Source organism: Solitalea agri (genome assembly GCF_023914155.1).
Lineage (GTDB): Bacteria > Bacteroidota > Bacteroidia > Sphingobacteriales > Sphingobacteriaceae > Solitalea > Solitalea agri.
Window position 1 is genome coordinate 22118 of sequence record NZ_JAMWYS010000042.1, and the last position, 14371, is coordinate 36488.

10 protein-coding genes are annotated in these 14371 nt (G+C 38.1%); 1 reads left to right on the plus strand and 9 read right to left on the minus strand.

What is annotated here, in order from left to right; genetic code table 11:
• Positions 1-81: 81 nt before the first annotated feature.
• A complete protein-coding gene (locus NF867_RS12805) occupies positions 82-1890 on the minus strand; it encodes a glycosyltransferase (protein WP_252588396.1) in 1809 nt (602 codons plus the stop codon).
• Between the two features lie 257 nt (positions 1891-2147).
• Between NF867_RS12805 and NF867_RS12810 the strand changes: the two genes are divergently transcribed.
• Positions 2148-3503: a pyridoxal-phosphate dependent enzyme gene (locus NF867_RS12810; protein WP_252588397.1), complete on the plus strand. Its 1356-nt coding sequence runs from the start codon at positions 2148-2150 to the stop codon at positions 3501-3503.
• Positions 3504-3551: 48 nt separating this feature from the next.
• Here NF867_RS12810 and NF867_RS12815 read toward each other — a convergent pair whose 3' ends face one another.
• From NF867_RS12815 to NF867_RS12850, 8 genes are all read right to left on the minus strand, one after another.
• Positions 3552-4748: an acetate/propionate family kinase gene (locus tag NF867_RS12815; RefSeq protein ID WP_252588398.1), complete on the minus strand. Its 1197-nt coding sequence runs from the start codon at positions 4746-4748 to the stop codon at positions 3552-3554.
• Between the two features lie 56 nt (positions 4749-4804).
• Positions 4805-6898 (minus strand): phosphate acetyltransferase, encoded by a 2094-nt coding sequence (pta, locus tag NF867_RS12820; protein ID WP_252588399.1) that lies wholly within the window; start codon positions 6896-6898, stop codon positions 4805-4807.
• 164 nt (positions 6899-7062) lie between these two features.
• The gene (locus tag NF867_RS12825; protein WP_252588400.1) at positions 7063-8247 is read right to left on the minus strand and encodes a C1 family peptidase; all 1185 of its coding nucleotides are present in this window, start codon (positions 8245-8247) and stop codon (positions 7063-7065) included.
• Between the two features lie 378 nt (positions 8248-8625).
• Positions 8626-9138 (minus strand): NADPH-dependent FMN reductase, encoded by a 513-nt coding sequence (locus NF867_RS12830; protein ID WP_252588401.1) that lies wholly within the window; start codon positions 9136-9138, stop codon positions 8626-8628.
• Positions 9139-9162: 24 nt separating this feature from the next.
• The gene (locus NF867_RS12835) at positions 9163-9810 is read right to left on the minus strand and encodes a LysE family translocator (RefSeq protein ID WP_252588402.1); all 648 of its coding nucleotides are present in this window, start codon (positions 9808-9810) and stop codon (positions 9163-9165) included.
• An 8-nt stretch (positions 9811-9818) separates the two neighbouring features.
• On the minus strand, positions 9819-11135 hold the full coding sequence (gene murA / locus NF867_RS12840; protein WP_252588403.1) for a UDP-N-acetylglucosamine 1-carboxyvinyltransferase: 1317 nt from the start codon (positions 11133-11135) through the stop codon (positions 9819-9821).
• Positions 11136-11190: 55 nt separating this feature from the next.
• Positions 11191-12024, minus strand: coding sequence for a DUF4290 domain-containing protein (locus tag NF867_RS12845; RefSeq protein WP_252588404.1), 834 nt, complete (start codon positions 12022-12024; stop codon positions 11191-11193).
• A 47-nt stretch (positions 12025-12071) separates the two neighbouring features.
• Complete coding sequence (locus NF867_RS12850; RefSeq protein WP_252588405.1) at positions 12072-14342, minus strand: ATP-dependent helicase; 2271 nt, start codon at positions 14340-14342, stop codon at positions 12072-12074.
• Between the last annotated feature and the right edge of the window lie 29 nt (positions 14343-14371).

Below are 14371 nucleotides of genomic sequence, written 5' to 3' on the forward strand. Positions count from 1 at the left end.
TTTTCTATAAAATATTAACTAAAAAAGATCCGGTGAAAACCGGATCTTTTTTGTTATAGTATTTTTTATTACGTTGCTTAATTATCCAGAGATTTCCTCTTCTTGCATCAGCAACAAGTATGCATCTCGATAGTATTTAACAAGATATTTCCAATCGAAGTTTTCAGAAGAGCTTTCTACCATATTTCGCTGCGATATTCGTTCACGACGATTTAATTGAACAAAAGAGAATAACATATTAGCTAGTGACTCAGCTGCCTTGTTATAATCATTATGCCTTCTTCTTACAATATAGATACCATGAGATTCTTCGTTTGGAAGGTGGCTTAAAACATAATCTCCAAAGCCCGACAAATCACAGGTTACTGTAGGAATGCCACTGGCAATACATTCAAGCGGAGTATAGCCCCATGGCTCGTAATAGCTTGGAAATATACCTAAATGACACCCGCGTAGAAATTGGTGATATTCTAAACCAAATAGTGGATTGGAAGGTGAAATAAAATCTGGATGATAAACGATCTTCACTTTATCTTTTTGATCGTTTACAAGCTTTATTCTTCTTAAATGATTAACTATTTGGTCATTGGTGTTATCAACCAGGTCATGTGTCACTATGTAGGGCAGTTCATCATTTTTCCAGGTTTGCAATGTCCTTCTGAGCCTTAGTTTCCAATAGTCGTCAACAAAATCATTTAGTGAAGGCATTTTTTGTTCAGGATTATAAGCTGATGCCAGGAAGAGTTTGTCGCCAATTTGTTTACGAATAGCCGTACATGTATCCCTCACTTCTTCCATCAGCGCTCTTGAATGCAATACTTTGGAGTTGATGGAATGAAAGTTTTGCTTAGTGATAATAAATATAACCACAGTAACGTCCATCCCTGCTTTTTGCATTTTTTTATTCAACCGATCAACAGCATCAATGGTTAAATCAAAGCCTTTATTTACGTATTCAAACCGGCCAGAAGTAAAGAAATACAGTGTATTGTCAAGATCGAATGAGTAATTATGGAAGAAATGGCCCATTACAAACTGATTGATCTTTTGCTTGTATTCCAGGTGTAGATTTTGAAATTCGTGTAAAGCAACAAAACGTTCAATGTTTATTCCATTAGGCGTAATAACATCAGGCTTTCTGCCAACTAACACCTCACATTCGTAACCGGTAATTTCACTCACAGTAGTAAATACATCGGCCGAATGAGCACCCTCCCGTTCGAGTTGAACCTTTGACAAACAGTTGAAACGAACCGCTTCTTTATGCCAGTTAATGCTAGGTAAAATATCATAGAATCGAGGAGTTGTAGTTGCCAGATAACGTCCTAACTGTGTTGCGTGCGTTGTAAAAACCGTTTTAATGGGTAGTTTTTTCTTTTTGATCTGCGGGAGAGGAGAGGCAACCATCCATTCATGAAAATGAGCATGAACTTTCTTGGTAGTAGTTCCAGGTTGAGATAAAAAATCAAGGAAATGAATTACAGTTTCGCCAAATGCCAATGTCTGGTCAACAAGTTCATCATAATTAGCGGTATCAATTTTATGATCTTCCCACAAGAAATATTTTACTTCATGTAAGCGCTTGTATACAGATGAAAAGTTAATTAAAATAACTTTGGGCTTACCTGATACTAACCATGTTCCATAATGAATTTCGAAGCCCGCTTTTTGCATTTTAAGTACCGCACGACCAAAGGCATCGTCAAATTTTTCAGAAGGTTCAAATTCGGCAGGCATTTTTCCAGGAAACATGGGGCCAAGTAGACAATAATTATCCCCCCACATTTCAACCATGGCCGGTGCTTTCGATCGGATAACTGTATAAATTCCTCCCACTTGATTACACACTTCCCAGGCAATTTCAACTAAAAGTTTCTTGTGTAGCTGCATTTTTTAATGGTCTGATGTAGTTAATAAATAGTTTAAACCGCTATTGAACGCAATGAAATTACAGATCAATTTACTTTAATGCAGTTTTATTCTTAGGCTTATGAAAAATAAAGTTAAATAGCTTTATATCAAAATCAATCTTAAAATTATGCCCCCTTGATTAATAAACGGGAACTTAGCAGAAACAGGCATAAATGCAAACTTTTAATTTGATTCTCGAATCAATTTTATGAATTTAGAGGTTTAAACAACTATGCATGAAGTATTACAATAATATACTGGAAACTATTGGCAACACACCAATGGTTAAATTAAATAAACTGGTTGAAGATATTCCGGCTCTGGTTTTGGCTAAGGTAGAAACTTTTAATCCCGGCAATTCAATTAAAGATCGTATGGCTTTGAAAATGATTGAGGATGCTGAAAGGGAGGGAAAATTAAAGCCGGGTTATACTATTATTGAAGGCACTTCAGGAAATACCGGAATGGGTTTGGCCATTGCAGCTATAATAAAGGGCTATAAGTGTATTTTTACTACTACTGATAAGCAGTCGAAAGAAAAAGTAGATGCATTGAAAGCGTTCGGTGCTGAAGTAATTGTTTGTCCTACCAATGTTGATCCGGAAGATCCACGTTCTTACTATTCCGTATCTTCTCGCTTGGTTAATGAAACACCAAACTCCTGGAAGGCCAATCAATATGATAATTTATCCAACTCTCAAGCTCACTATGAACAAACTGGCCCAGAGATTTGGGAACAAACGGAAGGGAAAATTACGCATTTGGTAGTTGGAGTAGGAACCGGGGGGACGATCTCCGGAACCGGTAAATTTTTGAAAGAAAAGAACCCGAATATTAAAATTTGGGGGATTGATACCTATGGTTCGGTATTTAAGAAGTATAAAGAAACCGGAATTTTTGATAAGAACGAGATTTATCCATATATCACCGAAGGTATAGGAGAGGACTTCCTCCCTGAAAATGTGGACATGGATATCATTGATTTATTTGAAAAAGTAACGGATAAGGATGCCGCTGTAATGACCCGTGAGATTGTTAAGAAGGAAGGCATTTTTGTAGGTAACTCTGCAGGATCTGCCATTGCTGGTTTAAAACAATTAAAAGATAAGCTTACCAAGGATGATGTGGTAGTGGTTATATTTCACGATCATGGAACTCGTTACCTGGGTAAAATGTTCAATGACGATTGGATGCGTGAGCGAGGATTTTTACAGGAGGAGTTTATTACAGCAAAAGATCTGGTGAAAGATCATCCGGCGGCTTTGGTTACCATTGGGTCAGGCGAACCTGTATCAAACGCTATTGAGAAGATGAAGAAATATGGTATTTCTCAAATTCCGGTTAAGAGAGATGGTGAGTTTGCGGGCGTGCTTGATGAAAGCCATTTATTCCGCTTAATGGTTGGTGATAATCTCACCGCAAATAAACTGATAGAAGATGTAATGTTACCGGCATTGCCAGAAGTGAGTGGCGAGGATTCAATCAAGAAAGTAACCAAACATATTAGCCATGGTCACAGAGCTGTACTTGTTAAACTTGAAAACGGATCATACCATATAATTACACAGCAAGATATTATTGCACATATCTAAGAAACAAAAGGTCCGAAGTTGTTTTAGCTTCGGACCTTTTACATATAGTTAATTTAAAAGTTTATAGCACTGCCGTGCGATCTCCAGTTCTTCATTGGTAGGAATTACCAAAATCTTAACGCTCGAATCGGCTGTGTTAATTTCATGGATACCTTTTAGCCTTTGCTTATTTTTTTCTTCATCTAATGAAATACCTAAATATTCAAGATGCTGAGTTGCGAGTCTCCTGGTTAATGCATCATTTTCACCCACACCGGCAGTAAATACAATCGCATCTAATCCGTTAAGCACTGCTGTATACATGCCAATGTATTTGCGTATGCGGTAAGCATATAAATCATAGGCTAGTTTTGCATTTTTGTTGCCTTTATCTAATTCGGATGTAATATCTCGCATGTCGCTGAATCCAGTTAGTCCAACCATTCCACTTTTTTTATTGAGGACATTGTTCACCTGGTCGAGGTCATAACCAAGTTGGTTTACAAGGTGGAAAATGACAGATTGATCAATATCTCCGCATCGTGTTCCCATAATCAAACCATTCATCGGTCCAAGTCCCATGCTGGTATCTACACATTTGCCATTTTCAATAGCAGCTATACTGCAACCATTACCCAGATGGATAGTTATGATTTTTGCCGCTTTATTATTTAAATATTCAGCAGCCTGTTCAGAAACATACTTATGGCTTGTTCCATGAAAGCCGTAAGCACGTATTCCGTGTGTGTAATAAAAATCAGAAGGAATAGCATAACGAAAGGCTACTTCGGGCATAGTTTGATGGAAAGCTGTATCAAAAACTGCAACCTGTTTTGCTTTTGCGAAGATATTTTCGGCAACATCGATTCCGAGGTAATTGGCTGGGTTATGTAGTGGAGCCAGCGGAAATAGCTTTTTGATCTGCTCTTTAACTGCATGCGAAATTACGGTAGTAACGGCAAATTGTTCGCCGCCATGAACCACACGGTGACCTACCACCTCAATTTCGTCCGTATCCTTTATAACACCTATTGTGGCATCGGTAAGTAAAGCGTTTACTTCCCTCAATCCTTCGGCATGATCATTTATCTCGAGGTTCTTTTTAATTACTTCGTCTTTACCATCAGTAAAAATCTTATGCGTAATAATAGATTCCTCCAAACCAATACGCTCAACCAATCCACTGCAAATAGTTTTTGCAGAAGGCATTTCAAACAACTGATATTTTATGGAACTACTTCCGGAGTTTATAACAAATACTTTCATTTTTTTGATTGCTGATTGTTAATTGAAGATTACATTCTCTCATTAAATCCTTCTTGTTATACCTGGGCCTGAATCGCTGTAATTACTACCGTGTTAAAAATATCATCCACTGTACATCCTCGGCTCAAATCATTTACCGGTTTGTTTAAGCCCTGAAGCATAGGACCAATGGCAAGGGCTCCAGTTTCGCGTTGTACGGCTTTATAAGTGTTATTTCCGGTATTTAAATCAGGGAATATTAATACACTTGCTTGACCAGCAACTTTCGAATTTGGCATCTTTTGCCTGCCTACAGTTGGATCAACTGCCGCATCATATTGGATTGGGCCTTCTATATTCAAATCAGGGCGTTTGGCTTTTACTATTTCAGTTGCTTGTCTAACTTTCTCAACTTCCTCGCCTTGACCAGATGTGCCTGAAGAATAGGAGAGCATGGCAATTTTGGGTTCAATGCCAAACATTTGACTGCTTTCAGCTGACGAAATAGCTATTTCCGCCAGTTGTTCAGCAGTTGGATTTGGATTTACCGCGCAATCTCCGAAAACTGAAACCCGGTCGGGTAAGCACATGAAAAATACTGAGGAAACTACAGATACCCCAGGCTTGGTTTTTACAAATTGTAACGCTGGTCGGATAGTATGCTGTGTGGTATGAACAGCACCTGAAACCATTCCATCAGCTAAGCCTTTATAAACCATCATGGTGCCGAAATAGGAAACATCATTCATCATGTCTTTGGCCATGTCGAGATTGACACCCTTATCTTTACGTAGTTCGTAAAATGTTTGAACAAAGTCTTGGAAATGAGGTGATTCGGCAGGTTGGGTAATGTTGAATTTATTAATGTCTACACTTAATCCCAAACGTTTAAATGCAACCTGAACTTCAGACTTATCTCCAATGATAGTTAAATCAACAATATCTTGATTAATCAATCGAGTGGCAGCAATTAAAATACGATCGTCATTACCTTCAGGAAGTACAATGTGTTTTCTTACTGTTTTGGCCCGTTTAACGAGCTGATATTGAAACATCCTCGGCGTAATACCTTCCGCTTCAAAGGTTACTATTCGTTGATCGAGTTCTTCGGTATCAATATATCTTTCAAAAGTATTTACAGCTAGTTCTATTTTGGCGGTATTATCAGCATAAACTCTTGAGCGTATTGATCCTATTCTGTTGGTGGTTTCAAAGGTTCCTCTATCGGTGGCGATAATGGGTACTTTTGAGTCCAGGCCTTCAATTAAATTTAAAACAGGTTCGTCGGGCAATAAACCTCCTGTTAAAACTAAACCAGCCACTGCGGGATAGCTTTTAGAAATATTTGCCTGTAGTGCTCCAATAATAATATCAGCCCTGTCACCTGGAGTTACCACCAAAGTGTTTTCGTTTAAGCGGGTAAGAAAGTTGCGAAGCATCATAGCTCCTACAATTGCGTTGTCGACTTGGTTGGTAAGTTTATTATCCCCGAAAAGTAATTTACCCTGTAGGGTTTCATGAATTTCCTGCATAGTAGGATTGCTTAATTCCTTAATTTCAGGAACAACGGCACGTATTACTTTAGAGGGAATGTTTTCTTTTAATAAGGTGGAAAGCTCAAATGCGTCGGCTGATTTTACTTTATTAGCAATTACTGCCAATACCTGCACTTCTTTATCATCAAAGTTATTGCGTGCAGTGCGCAAAGCCGCAGCTATTTCAGTAGTGTTTTTGTTTAATCCCGAATGGACAATAATTACTGGAATGCCTAAGTTTTTTGCTATTGAAACATTTAAATCAAACTCAAAGGCCGTTCCTTCTCCCAAAAAATCAGAACCTTCAATCAGAACAAAATCATAGTTTTCTTCCAAAATTTTGTATTTCCTGATTATTGAATCGATGATTTCAGCCTCTTTATTAAAGTTGATCAGGTGGAAAACTTCACTACGGGTAAAAGCGTAGGCATCATTATAGCTTTGTTTAAGTTCGAAATATTTAAGAATGGTTTCAATAGTGCTATCTTTTTTGCCTGTTTGTGGATCATCATCAACAATCGGTTTAAAGTAAGCGATCTTTTTTGCTTTACTTAACAGCATATTCATCAGGCCTAATGCCACAACTGATTTGCCACTATATGGCTCAGAAGCAGCAATATAAATTGCATTTGTCATAAAGGTTTATATTAGTGATGGTAAATAGTGTTCGGTCTTGAAAAGATAGCGAAAAATCGTGAAATATAAACATACGCCCAATGACATTGGTCATGATTGAAAAAATAAAAGCCCGGACAAGCCGGGCTTTTATTTGTTTTTACTGTAGTTGTAACAGTATCTGCTTACAAACCTAATTTCTTTTTCATATCTGCAGGAACACCATCTTTGTGCAATAAAAACGCAGTGGTTTTATACTTAACAAAGTTTTTAGTTACGTATAAGTAACCTTTATAGTCATTGCTTTCGCCCCATGAGTTTTTAACGATATAGTATTCTTTACCGTTTTGATCTTTTGCAATACCGGTAATTTGCATACCATGATCGTCGGTAGTTCCGTAGTTATCAAAAGCCTGTTGACGGTTTTCTTGAGTAATGGTTAGTTCTGACTTAGGACCATCAAACATGGTTGCTTTTTCTTCCGCAGTCATTTCTTCAAATTTCTTCTCCGGAACATAAGCAACGCCATTTTTCCAGCTAAATGCTTTTTCACTTACATCAGTAGCCCATGCAACTGTAAATCCTTTTTTTACGGCATTGTCAATAATGGTGGTAATATCATCTACCTGAACGTTATAAACCTGATCTAATGACCAGTTATCAGGCACCATTAACGTCATTTTTTCGTAATATGGGTTGGTATTGAATGATGATAATTCAACATAATCCTTAGGATTAATACCTACACGTTCTTTCGCGAAAGTTTGAGGAGTATAAGATTTGCCTTCGAATGTAAATGTTTCAGGAACAGCACCTAAGTACGAATCGATTACGGCAGTATATGCTTTTTTCCAGTTTGGAGTCAGTTCACCATTTGGGTTTTTTACTACAGCTTGCAAAATAGCTTCAGTTAAGCCTGCCATTTCTGAAAACTTATTCTTTTTAGTTCCATAGTTTAAGCCGGTATAAACTTCCTGTGGTAAAGCACCATATTTAGCATACATGTTCACTACGTCATGACAAGCACCACCGTCGCCTAAACTAATAGCTCCATGCATACGAACATAGTTTACACCTTTCTCGATATATGCATTACGTGCAGTAAAAATTTCGGCTAAGTCTACAGGTTTTTTACCTAAGCGAATCATTTCCGATTCAAGGAATGAGTTGGTTGAATAGCTCCAGCAAGTTCCAGAACTTCCTTGGTCTTTTACCGAAGTAGCTTCGGCGTTAACAACGGTAGTAAAAGTGAAAGCATTTTTACTATTGCTGCTCTGATTGGTTTTTAAACTGTTAATAAGATTATCCTGGGCATTGGCACCTATTGCAAGGGCAACAAAAGGAATGGCTAATAAATTCTTCACGTTCATAAAATTGATTGATATTTTTGAAACCGGGCCAAAGATAACAATTCACTTATGGGCGCAAATAGCAATAATCAATTGTAACTGATTTATTTCAGTTATGAATTAGCGTTTTAATATGTTGGGGCTGTAAATAAATTGCAGACGAAGTGTTATAATTCTAATGTTCCGTCGGAGGAAACATTATCGGATTCTTTACTATTTCTGATAATGTTATACAGAAAAGCAGAAACAGCAACAATTTCTGCGAAAAGGAAAGCAAAATAGAGCATGAGAGAGAAATTTAGTGTTGCGAAGCTAGCAGATTTGTTGAAAGTAGAAATAGATGTGTGTAAGTTGTTGATAAAATGCGAGTTATGTGTTTTTATTTAGTTCTGTTTTGAGTTAATTTACACAAGCAATAAGCGAATCTAGTACAGAAGTTATCTTTTTCATAAGTTCAGGATCTTTAATCTCTCCTTTTTCATTCAGTTTCGAACGAATAAATGATATTAAAAGAGTTGCTTCGGGAGGTGTTTGTGTGGATAAAGCACTTAAAACATCGAGAAATGCTGCATGCCCCTTTTCTCCTTGCGAAGAAGCAGTGATCAAACCAAGCGGTTTTCCAACCAATTCTCCTGAAGAAACTGTCCAATCAATTGCATTTTTTAGTGCTCCTGGAATACCAAAGGCATACTCTGGGGTACAGATTAAGATCGCATCTGCCTTGATGATCGAATTTTTAAAATGTATAACGCTTTCAGGAATTGTTTCACTGTCGTCAAAAGCAGGGATATTCTTTAGTCTCTCATAAATGATAAATTCAATACTAGGAGGGAGATGTAAAGGAATTAGTCCCAGTACCTGGTTTGATGATGAATTAGTCCTTAAGCTTCCTGGAATGCCTAAAATTTTCATAGAGTAGCGATAAAGGTGGATGTATTAAATCAGCTGTTTATACCTCAGTCCAACCACAATTAATTGTACTAAACCCAAAATAACGAACACCCATCCAATGGCTTTGTTGATATTGCCGTTTACCATTTTATTAATTCGTTCTTTTTTCCAATGAGCAATACCCGCAAAAAGCAATAATAACCCTAATGCACCAACTGCGGCCCCTAAAACGAATAAGGATTTGTCCGTTTTAGTATCGAGCGAAAAGACGTTAATACTGGTATTATAAATCAGCACAGTACTCCAAAATGGCAACAACAATGGATTTACAATCGAAAGGGTAAAACCTTTTGCAAAATCGCCAAATAGGGTTGAGGGGTATTCCTGAGGTTTAGTGTTTTCAGGCTCTTTGTATTTGATGATTTTAAAGATGCCAAGGCCTAAAAGGAGAGGAACCATGAAAAATCCGGCATAGAAAAAGAATGAGCTTTTAGGGTCGATCAAACTTGTTCCGGCAACAGCAATTGCGGCGTAAAGGATTTCTGGTAAACAACCTCCAATTGAAACCCAGAAGGCGGCACGGAAGTCTTTATTTACAGACGTTTGTATAACAGTAAGATTTACCGGCCCCAATTGTAAGGAGCCGATAAAACTAGCTACAAAAGCTATAATAAATATATAGAGTTGCTCCATTAATACGTTTATTCGTTTACGGCAACTCGTTTAATGTTAGCACCAATAGCTCTTAGGCGTTCTTCAATATCCTGGTAGCCACGGTCAATTTGTTCAATATTGTAAATAGTACTCTTACCTTCGGCCGAAAGCGCAGCAATAAGCAATGAAACTCCGGCACGAATATCAGGAGATGTCATTGAAATACCTCTCAACGAATTTCTACGACCTAAACCTATAACATTCGCTCTGTGTGGGTCGCAAAGAATAATTTGTGCGCCCATATCAATTAGTTTGTCGACAAAGAACAACCGGCTTTCAAACATTTTTTGATGGATCAACACGCTGCCTTTAGCTTGAGTTGCAACTACTAAAACAATGCTTAATAGGTCAGGAGTGAAGCCTGGCCAAGGAGCATCGGCAATTGTTAAAATTGAGCCATCAATAAAGGTGTCGATCTCATAACTTTCTTGCGATGGAATATAAATGTCGTCGCCTCTACGTTCAAGTTTAATACCTAAACGTTTGAATACTTCAGGAATAACACCAAGCTCGTCGTAAGCAACATTTTTAATGGTAATTTCAGATTTTGTCATGGCTGCCAAACCAATGAAACTGCCAATTTCTATCATATCAGGTAACATGCGGTGCTCAGTACCACCAAGTTTCGTTACCCCTTCAATGGTCAGCAGGTTTGAACCAATACCTGAAATTTTAGCTCCCATACGGTTCAGCATTTTACAAAGCTGCTGTAAATAAGGCTCACAAGCAGCATTGTAAATAGTGGTTGTGCCTTTAGCTAAAACAGCAGCCATCACCACATTTGCGGTTCCGGTTACTGAAGCTTCGTCTAAAAGCATATAAGTTCCTTTTAGGTCAGTTGCATCTACACTAAAGAAATTATCTACCGCATTGTAATGGAATTTCGCACCCAGTTTTTCGAAACCCAGGAAGTGGGTATCTAAACGACGACGACCGATTTTGTCACCACCTGGTTTTGGGATATAAGCTTTACCAAAGCGAGCTAACAGAGGTCCTACGATCATTACTGAGCCACGTAAAGCACCACCTTTTTTCTTAAACTTATCTGAGTTTAAATATTCAAGATCAATATTTTTTGCTTCAAAAGTATAGGTGTCTTTTGATAATCTCTCAACAGTAACACCTAGATCTTTTAAAAGGTCGATTAGTTTGTTTACGTCAACAATATCAGGAATATTGGAGATGGTAATTTTTTCTTCAGTTAATAAAACTGCTGATACAATTTGTAAGGCCTCATTTTTTGCGCCTTGAGGAGTAATTTCTCCTTTTAATTTTTTACCTCCAATAATTTCAAAAGCACTCATCTAGTTTGTTGTGTATCGGTTTTAATTGTTTTTAAATTAAGTAAATGAACTGGGGTTATCTTTCCGGGCGTTTGTTGTATGGTTTTTGATAACCACCGCGACTATCTCTGTCACGTCCGCCTCGGTTATTATCCCTGTCACCACCTCGGTTATTATCCCTGTCGCCACGGTTATCTCTATCTTTTCCGTAATTAGAGGTGCTACGCTTATAGTCTTTTTGATCGCGGTGATGATCTTTGTGGTCGCGATCACCTCTTGACGACATTTTCTCGCGGGCTTCACGAGTATCGCGGTTGCTGGTTTGACGGGCAATGGCACGGAAATCAAATTTACTCAATGAAATTGCAGCCTCCTGGCTGTTTAACTCGCTATTGGAAAGCTCATTAAGGTCATTGATAATTGTTTCATCGCTAACAGTGTCTTTATTCCAGCCTATGTATGACATTTTCATAAATGCTGCCAATGAGTTTACAAACTGATTTTTGCGATCAGAATCAGGTAAACTACGTGCTTTATCAAGCATGTACTCTAATGTCTTTCCGTAGTGTTTATATTTTATATGATTTGACGGATATTTTAAACGATGTGGTTTTGCGTAGATCGATTCTTTTGATGGTACAGGGAAAGGAGAATCAACTTCTAAAGCAAAATCAGAAATAATGAACAAGTGATCCCAAAGTTTATGTTTGAAGTCGGTAACATCACGCAAGTGCGGGTTTAACTGACCCATCAGTTCAATTACCGCTTGCGCATATTTATTACGCTCCTCTTTATCTTCTAAAGTAAGAACGTGGTTAATCATGTTCTGAACATTTCGCCCATACTCTGCCATTAACAAGCGTGGTCGGGTTGTGTTATAGTCGAATGGCGTTGGATCTTGTTTAGACATTATTGTATGGTTAACAGATGAAATTCAAATATAGGTTAAAGGTTGTTTTACACTATCCTCAGTTTGGCAAATTTAAGCAAAAGCTGCTTTTGTCCAAGCTCCTTAAAGAATATAGTTGCTTTTATATCCGGTTTTTTTCCCTCTAAATTAATCACCTTGCCAAAACCAAAGCGTTCATGCTCTACTTCCATGCCAACCTGCAAATCAGATGTATCACTTGGTGAGAAACCCTCTGTGGGAACATGCGCTTTAGCCAGTAATTGAGTGGTTTTTGGCTTGCTGGCTATTTTCGGTTTAGCTGCAAACTCGGTAAATCCTTTACGTTCTTCTCCAAAATCAATATATGGATTAGCTTCCTTCTGTTGCTTAGCAGGGTTAAAGTCGAGGTCTAAGAATTTAGGATCGATTTCATCTAAAAAACGACTCGGTTCAGAATTTTGTAATGTTCCGAACTTAAAGCGACTGGTTGCATAAGTCAACGTTAGTTTTTTCTCTGCTCGGGTGGTAGCCACGTAAAACAATCGACGCTCTTCTTCTAAATCTGCACGAGAGTTAAGGGACATTTGCGAAGGGAAGAGGTTCTCTTCCAATCCAACAATGAAAACATGAGGAAACTCCAATCCTTTTGAAGAGTGGATGGTCATCAATGAAACGGTGTTTTTGTCTTCTTCTTCCTTTTTTTCGTCACCGGTTAGTAAGGCCACATCCATTAAAAATTGGTTAATGCTGCGGTCTTCGATATCCTCCCGCTCACTAAACTCTTTTATACCATTCAGTAATTCCTGAATGTTTTCGTATCGGTTTAAACCTTCAATTGATTTATCGGAATGGAGTTCACGCATTATGCCCGATTGTTTGGCAATATGCTCGGCTACTTCATAGGCATTTTTGCCTTTAGCTAAAGCCTGGAAACTACGGATCATCGTGGCAAAATTCATGATATTCTCCACACCACGTCCGCTTACATACAGATGAATATTTGAAACGATCTCCCATAATGGCAGATTCTTTTCATCTGCAAGTACGATGATTTTATCAAGACTTGTTTTACCTATGCCCCTGACCGGATAGTTAATAACCCTTTTTAATGCTTCTTCGTCATTAGGGTTAACTGTTAATCGGAAATAAGCGATAAGGTCTTTGATCTCTTTACGTTGATAAAAAGACATTCCACCATAAATTTTATACGGAAGGTTGAGCTTTCGCAAAGCCTCCTCCAATGAACGTGATTGCGCATTGGTACGGTATAAAATAGCAAAGTCCTGGAAGTTGAGTCCTTTCAGGGTACGCTCCTGAATAATGGATTCGGCAACAATTTTTCCCTCTTCATTATCGCTGAATGCACGGATTACTTTAATCTGCTCACCGGTTTCATTTTCAGAGAAAACGTTCTTTTCGAGCTGATTCTTATTGTTTTTTATAATGCTGTTGGCAACGCTTACAATATTTTGGGTAGAACGATAATTCTGCTCGAGTTTAAATACGTTTAATTCAGGGTAATCTTTTTCGAAGTTTAAAATATTCTCAATATTGGCTCCGCGGAACGCATAGATGCTTTGCGCATCATCACCTACCACACAGATATTGCGGTTTACGGCAGCCAGTTTCTTTACAATTATGTATTGCGAGAAGTTTGTATCCTGATACTCGTCCACCATAATGTACTTAAACTTATGCTGATACTTGTTCAGGACATCCGGATATTGTTTTAAAAGAATATTGGTTTTGAAGAGTAAGTCGTCAAAATCCATAGCTCCGGCTTTGTAGCATCGCTGTGCATAGATTTCATAAAGCTCTGCCATTTTACCACGGCCCGAAGAAAAGTCATCGGCTTGAATGCTTTCGTTCTTTTTATACTCAGCAACAGAGATCAAGTTGTTTTTAGCCGATGAAATTCGGTTTAAAACAAAGTTTACATTATAAAGCTTGTCGTCGAGTTGCTGCTCTTTGATGATGGCGCGAAGTAAGCTCTTGCTATCATCGGTATCATAAATAGTAAAGTTGCTAGGATAGCCTAGTTTATCCGCTTCAACACGTAAAATACGTGCAAAAATGGAGTGGAAGGTACCCATCCAAATATTACGGGCATCTGGGCCGACAATAGCCGAGATACGCTCGCGCATTTCGCGGGCTGCCTTATTTGTAAAGGTTAACGCAAGAATATTAAATGGATCAACACCTTTGTTTATAAGGTGGGCAATACGAAAAGTGATAACACGGGTTTTTCCTGAACCGGCACCTGCAATAATCATTAAAGGACCTTCTGTACATTCAGCCGCACTTCGCTGTATAGGGTTTAGCTTATCTAAATAACTCAATTTAACTCCCGAATTTTAAAGCCTGCTAA

Coding starts and splice junctions, on each gene's coding strand:
- NF867_RS12805 (WP_252588396.1), bottom strand. CDS start 1,890: ATGCAGCTACACAAGAAACTTTTAGTTGAAATTGCCTGGGAAGTGTGT.
- NF867_RS12810 (WP_252588397.1), top strand. CDS start 2,148: ATGAAGTATTACAATAATATACTGGAAACTATTGGCAACACACCAATG.
- NF867_RS12815 (WP_252588398.1), bottom strand. CDS start 4,748: ATGAAAGTATTTGTTATAAACTCCGGAAGTAGTTCCATAAAATATCAG.
- pta (WP_252588399.1), bottom strand. CDS start 6,898: ATGACAAATGCAATTTATATTGCTGCTTCTGAGCCATATAGTGGCAAA.
- NF867_RS12825 (WP_252588400.1), bottom strand. CDS start 8,247: ATGAACGTGAAGAATTTATTAGCCATTCCTTTTGTTGCCCTTGCAATA.
- NF867_RS12830 (WP_252588401.1), bottom strand. CDS start 9,138: ATGAAAATTTTAGGCATTCCAGGAAGCTTAAGGACTAATTCATCATCA.
- NF867_RS12835 (WP_252588402.1), bottom strand. CDS start 9,810: ATGGAGCAACTCTATATATTTATTATAGCTTTTGTAGCTAGTTTTATC.
- murA (WP_252588403.1), bottom strand. CDS start 11,135: ATGAGTGCTTTTGAAATTATTGGAGGTAAAAAATTAAAAGGAGAAATT.
- NF867_RS12845 (WP_252588404.1), bottom strand. CDS start 12,024: ATGTCTAAACAAGATCCAACGCCATTCGACTATAACACAACCCGACCA.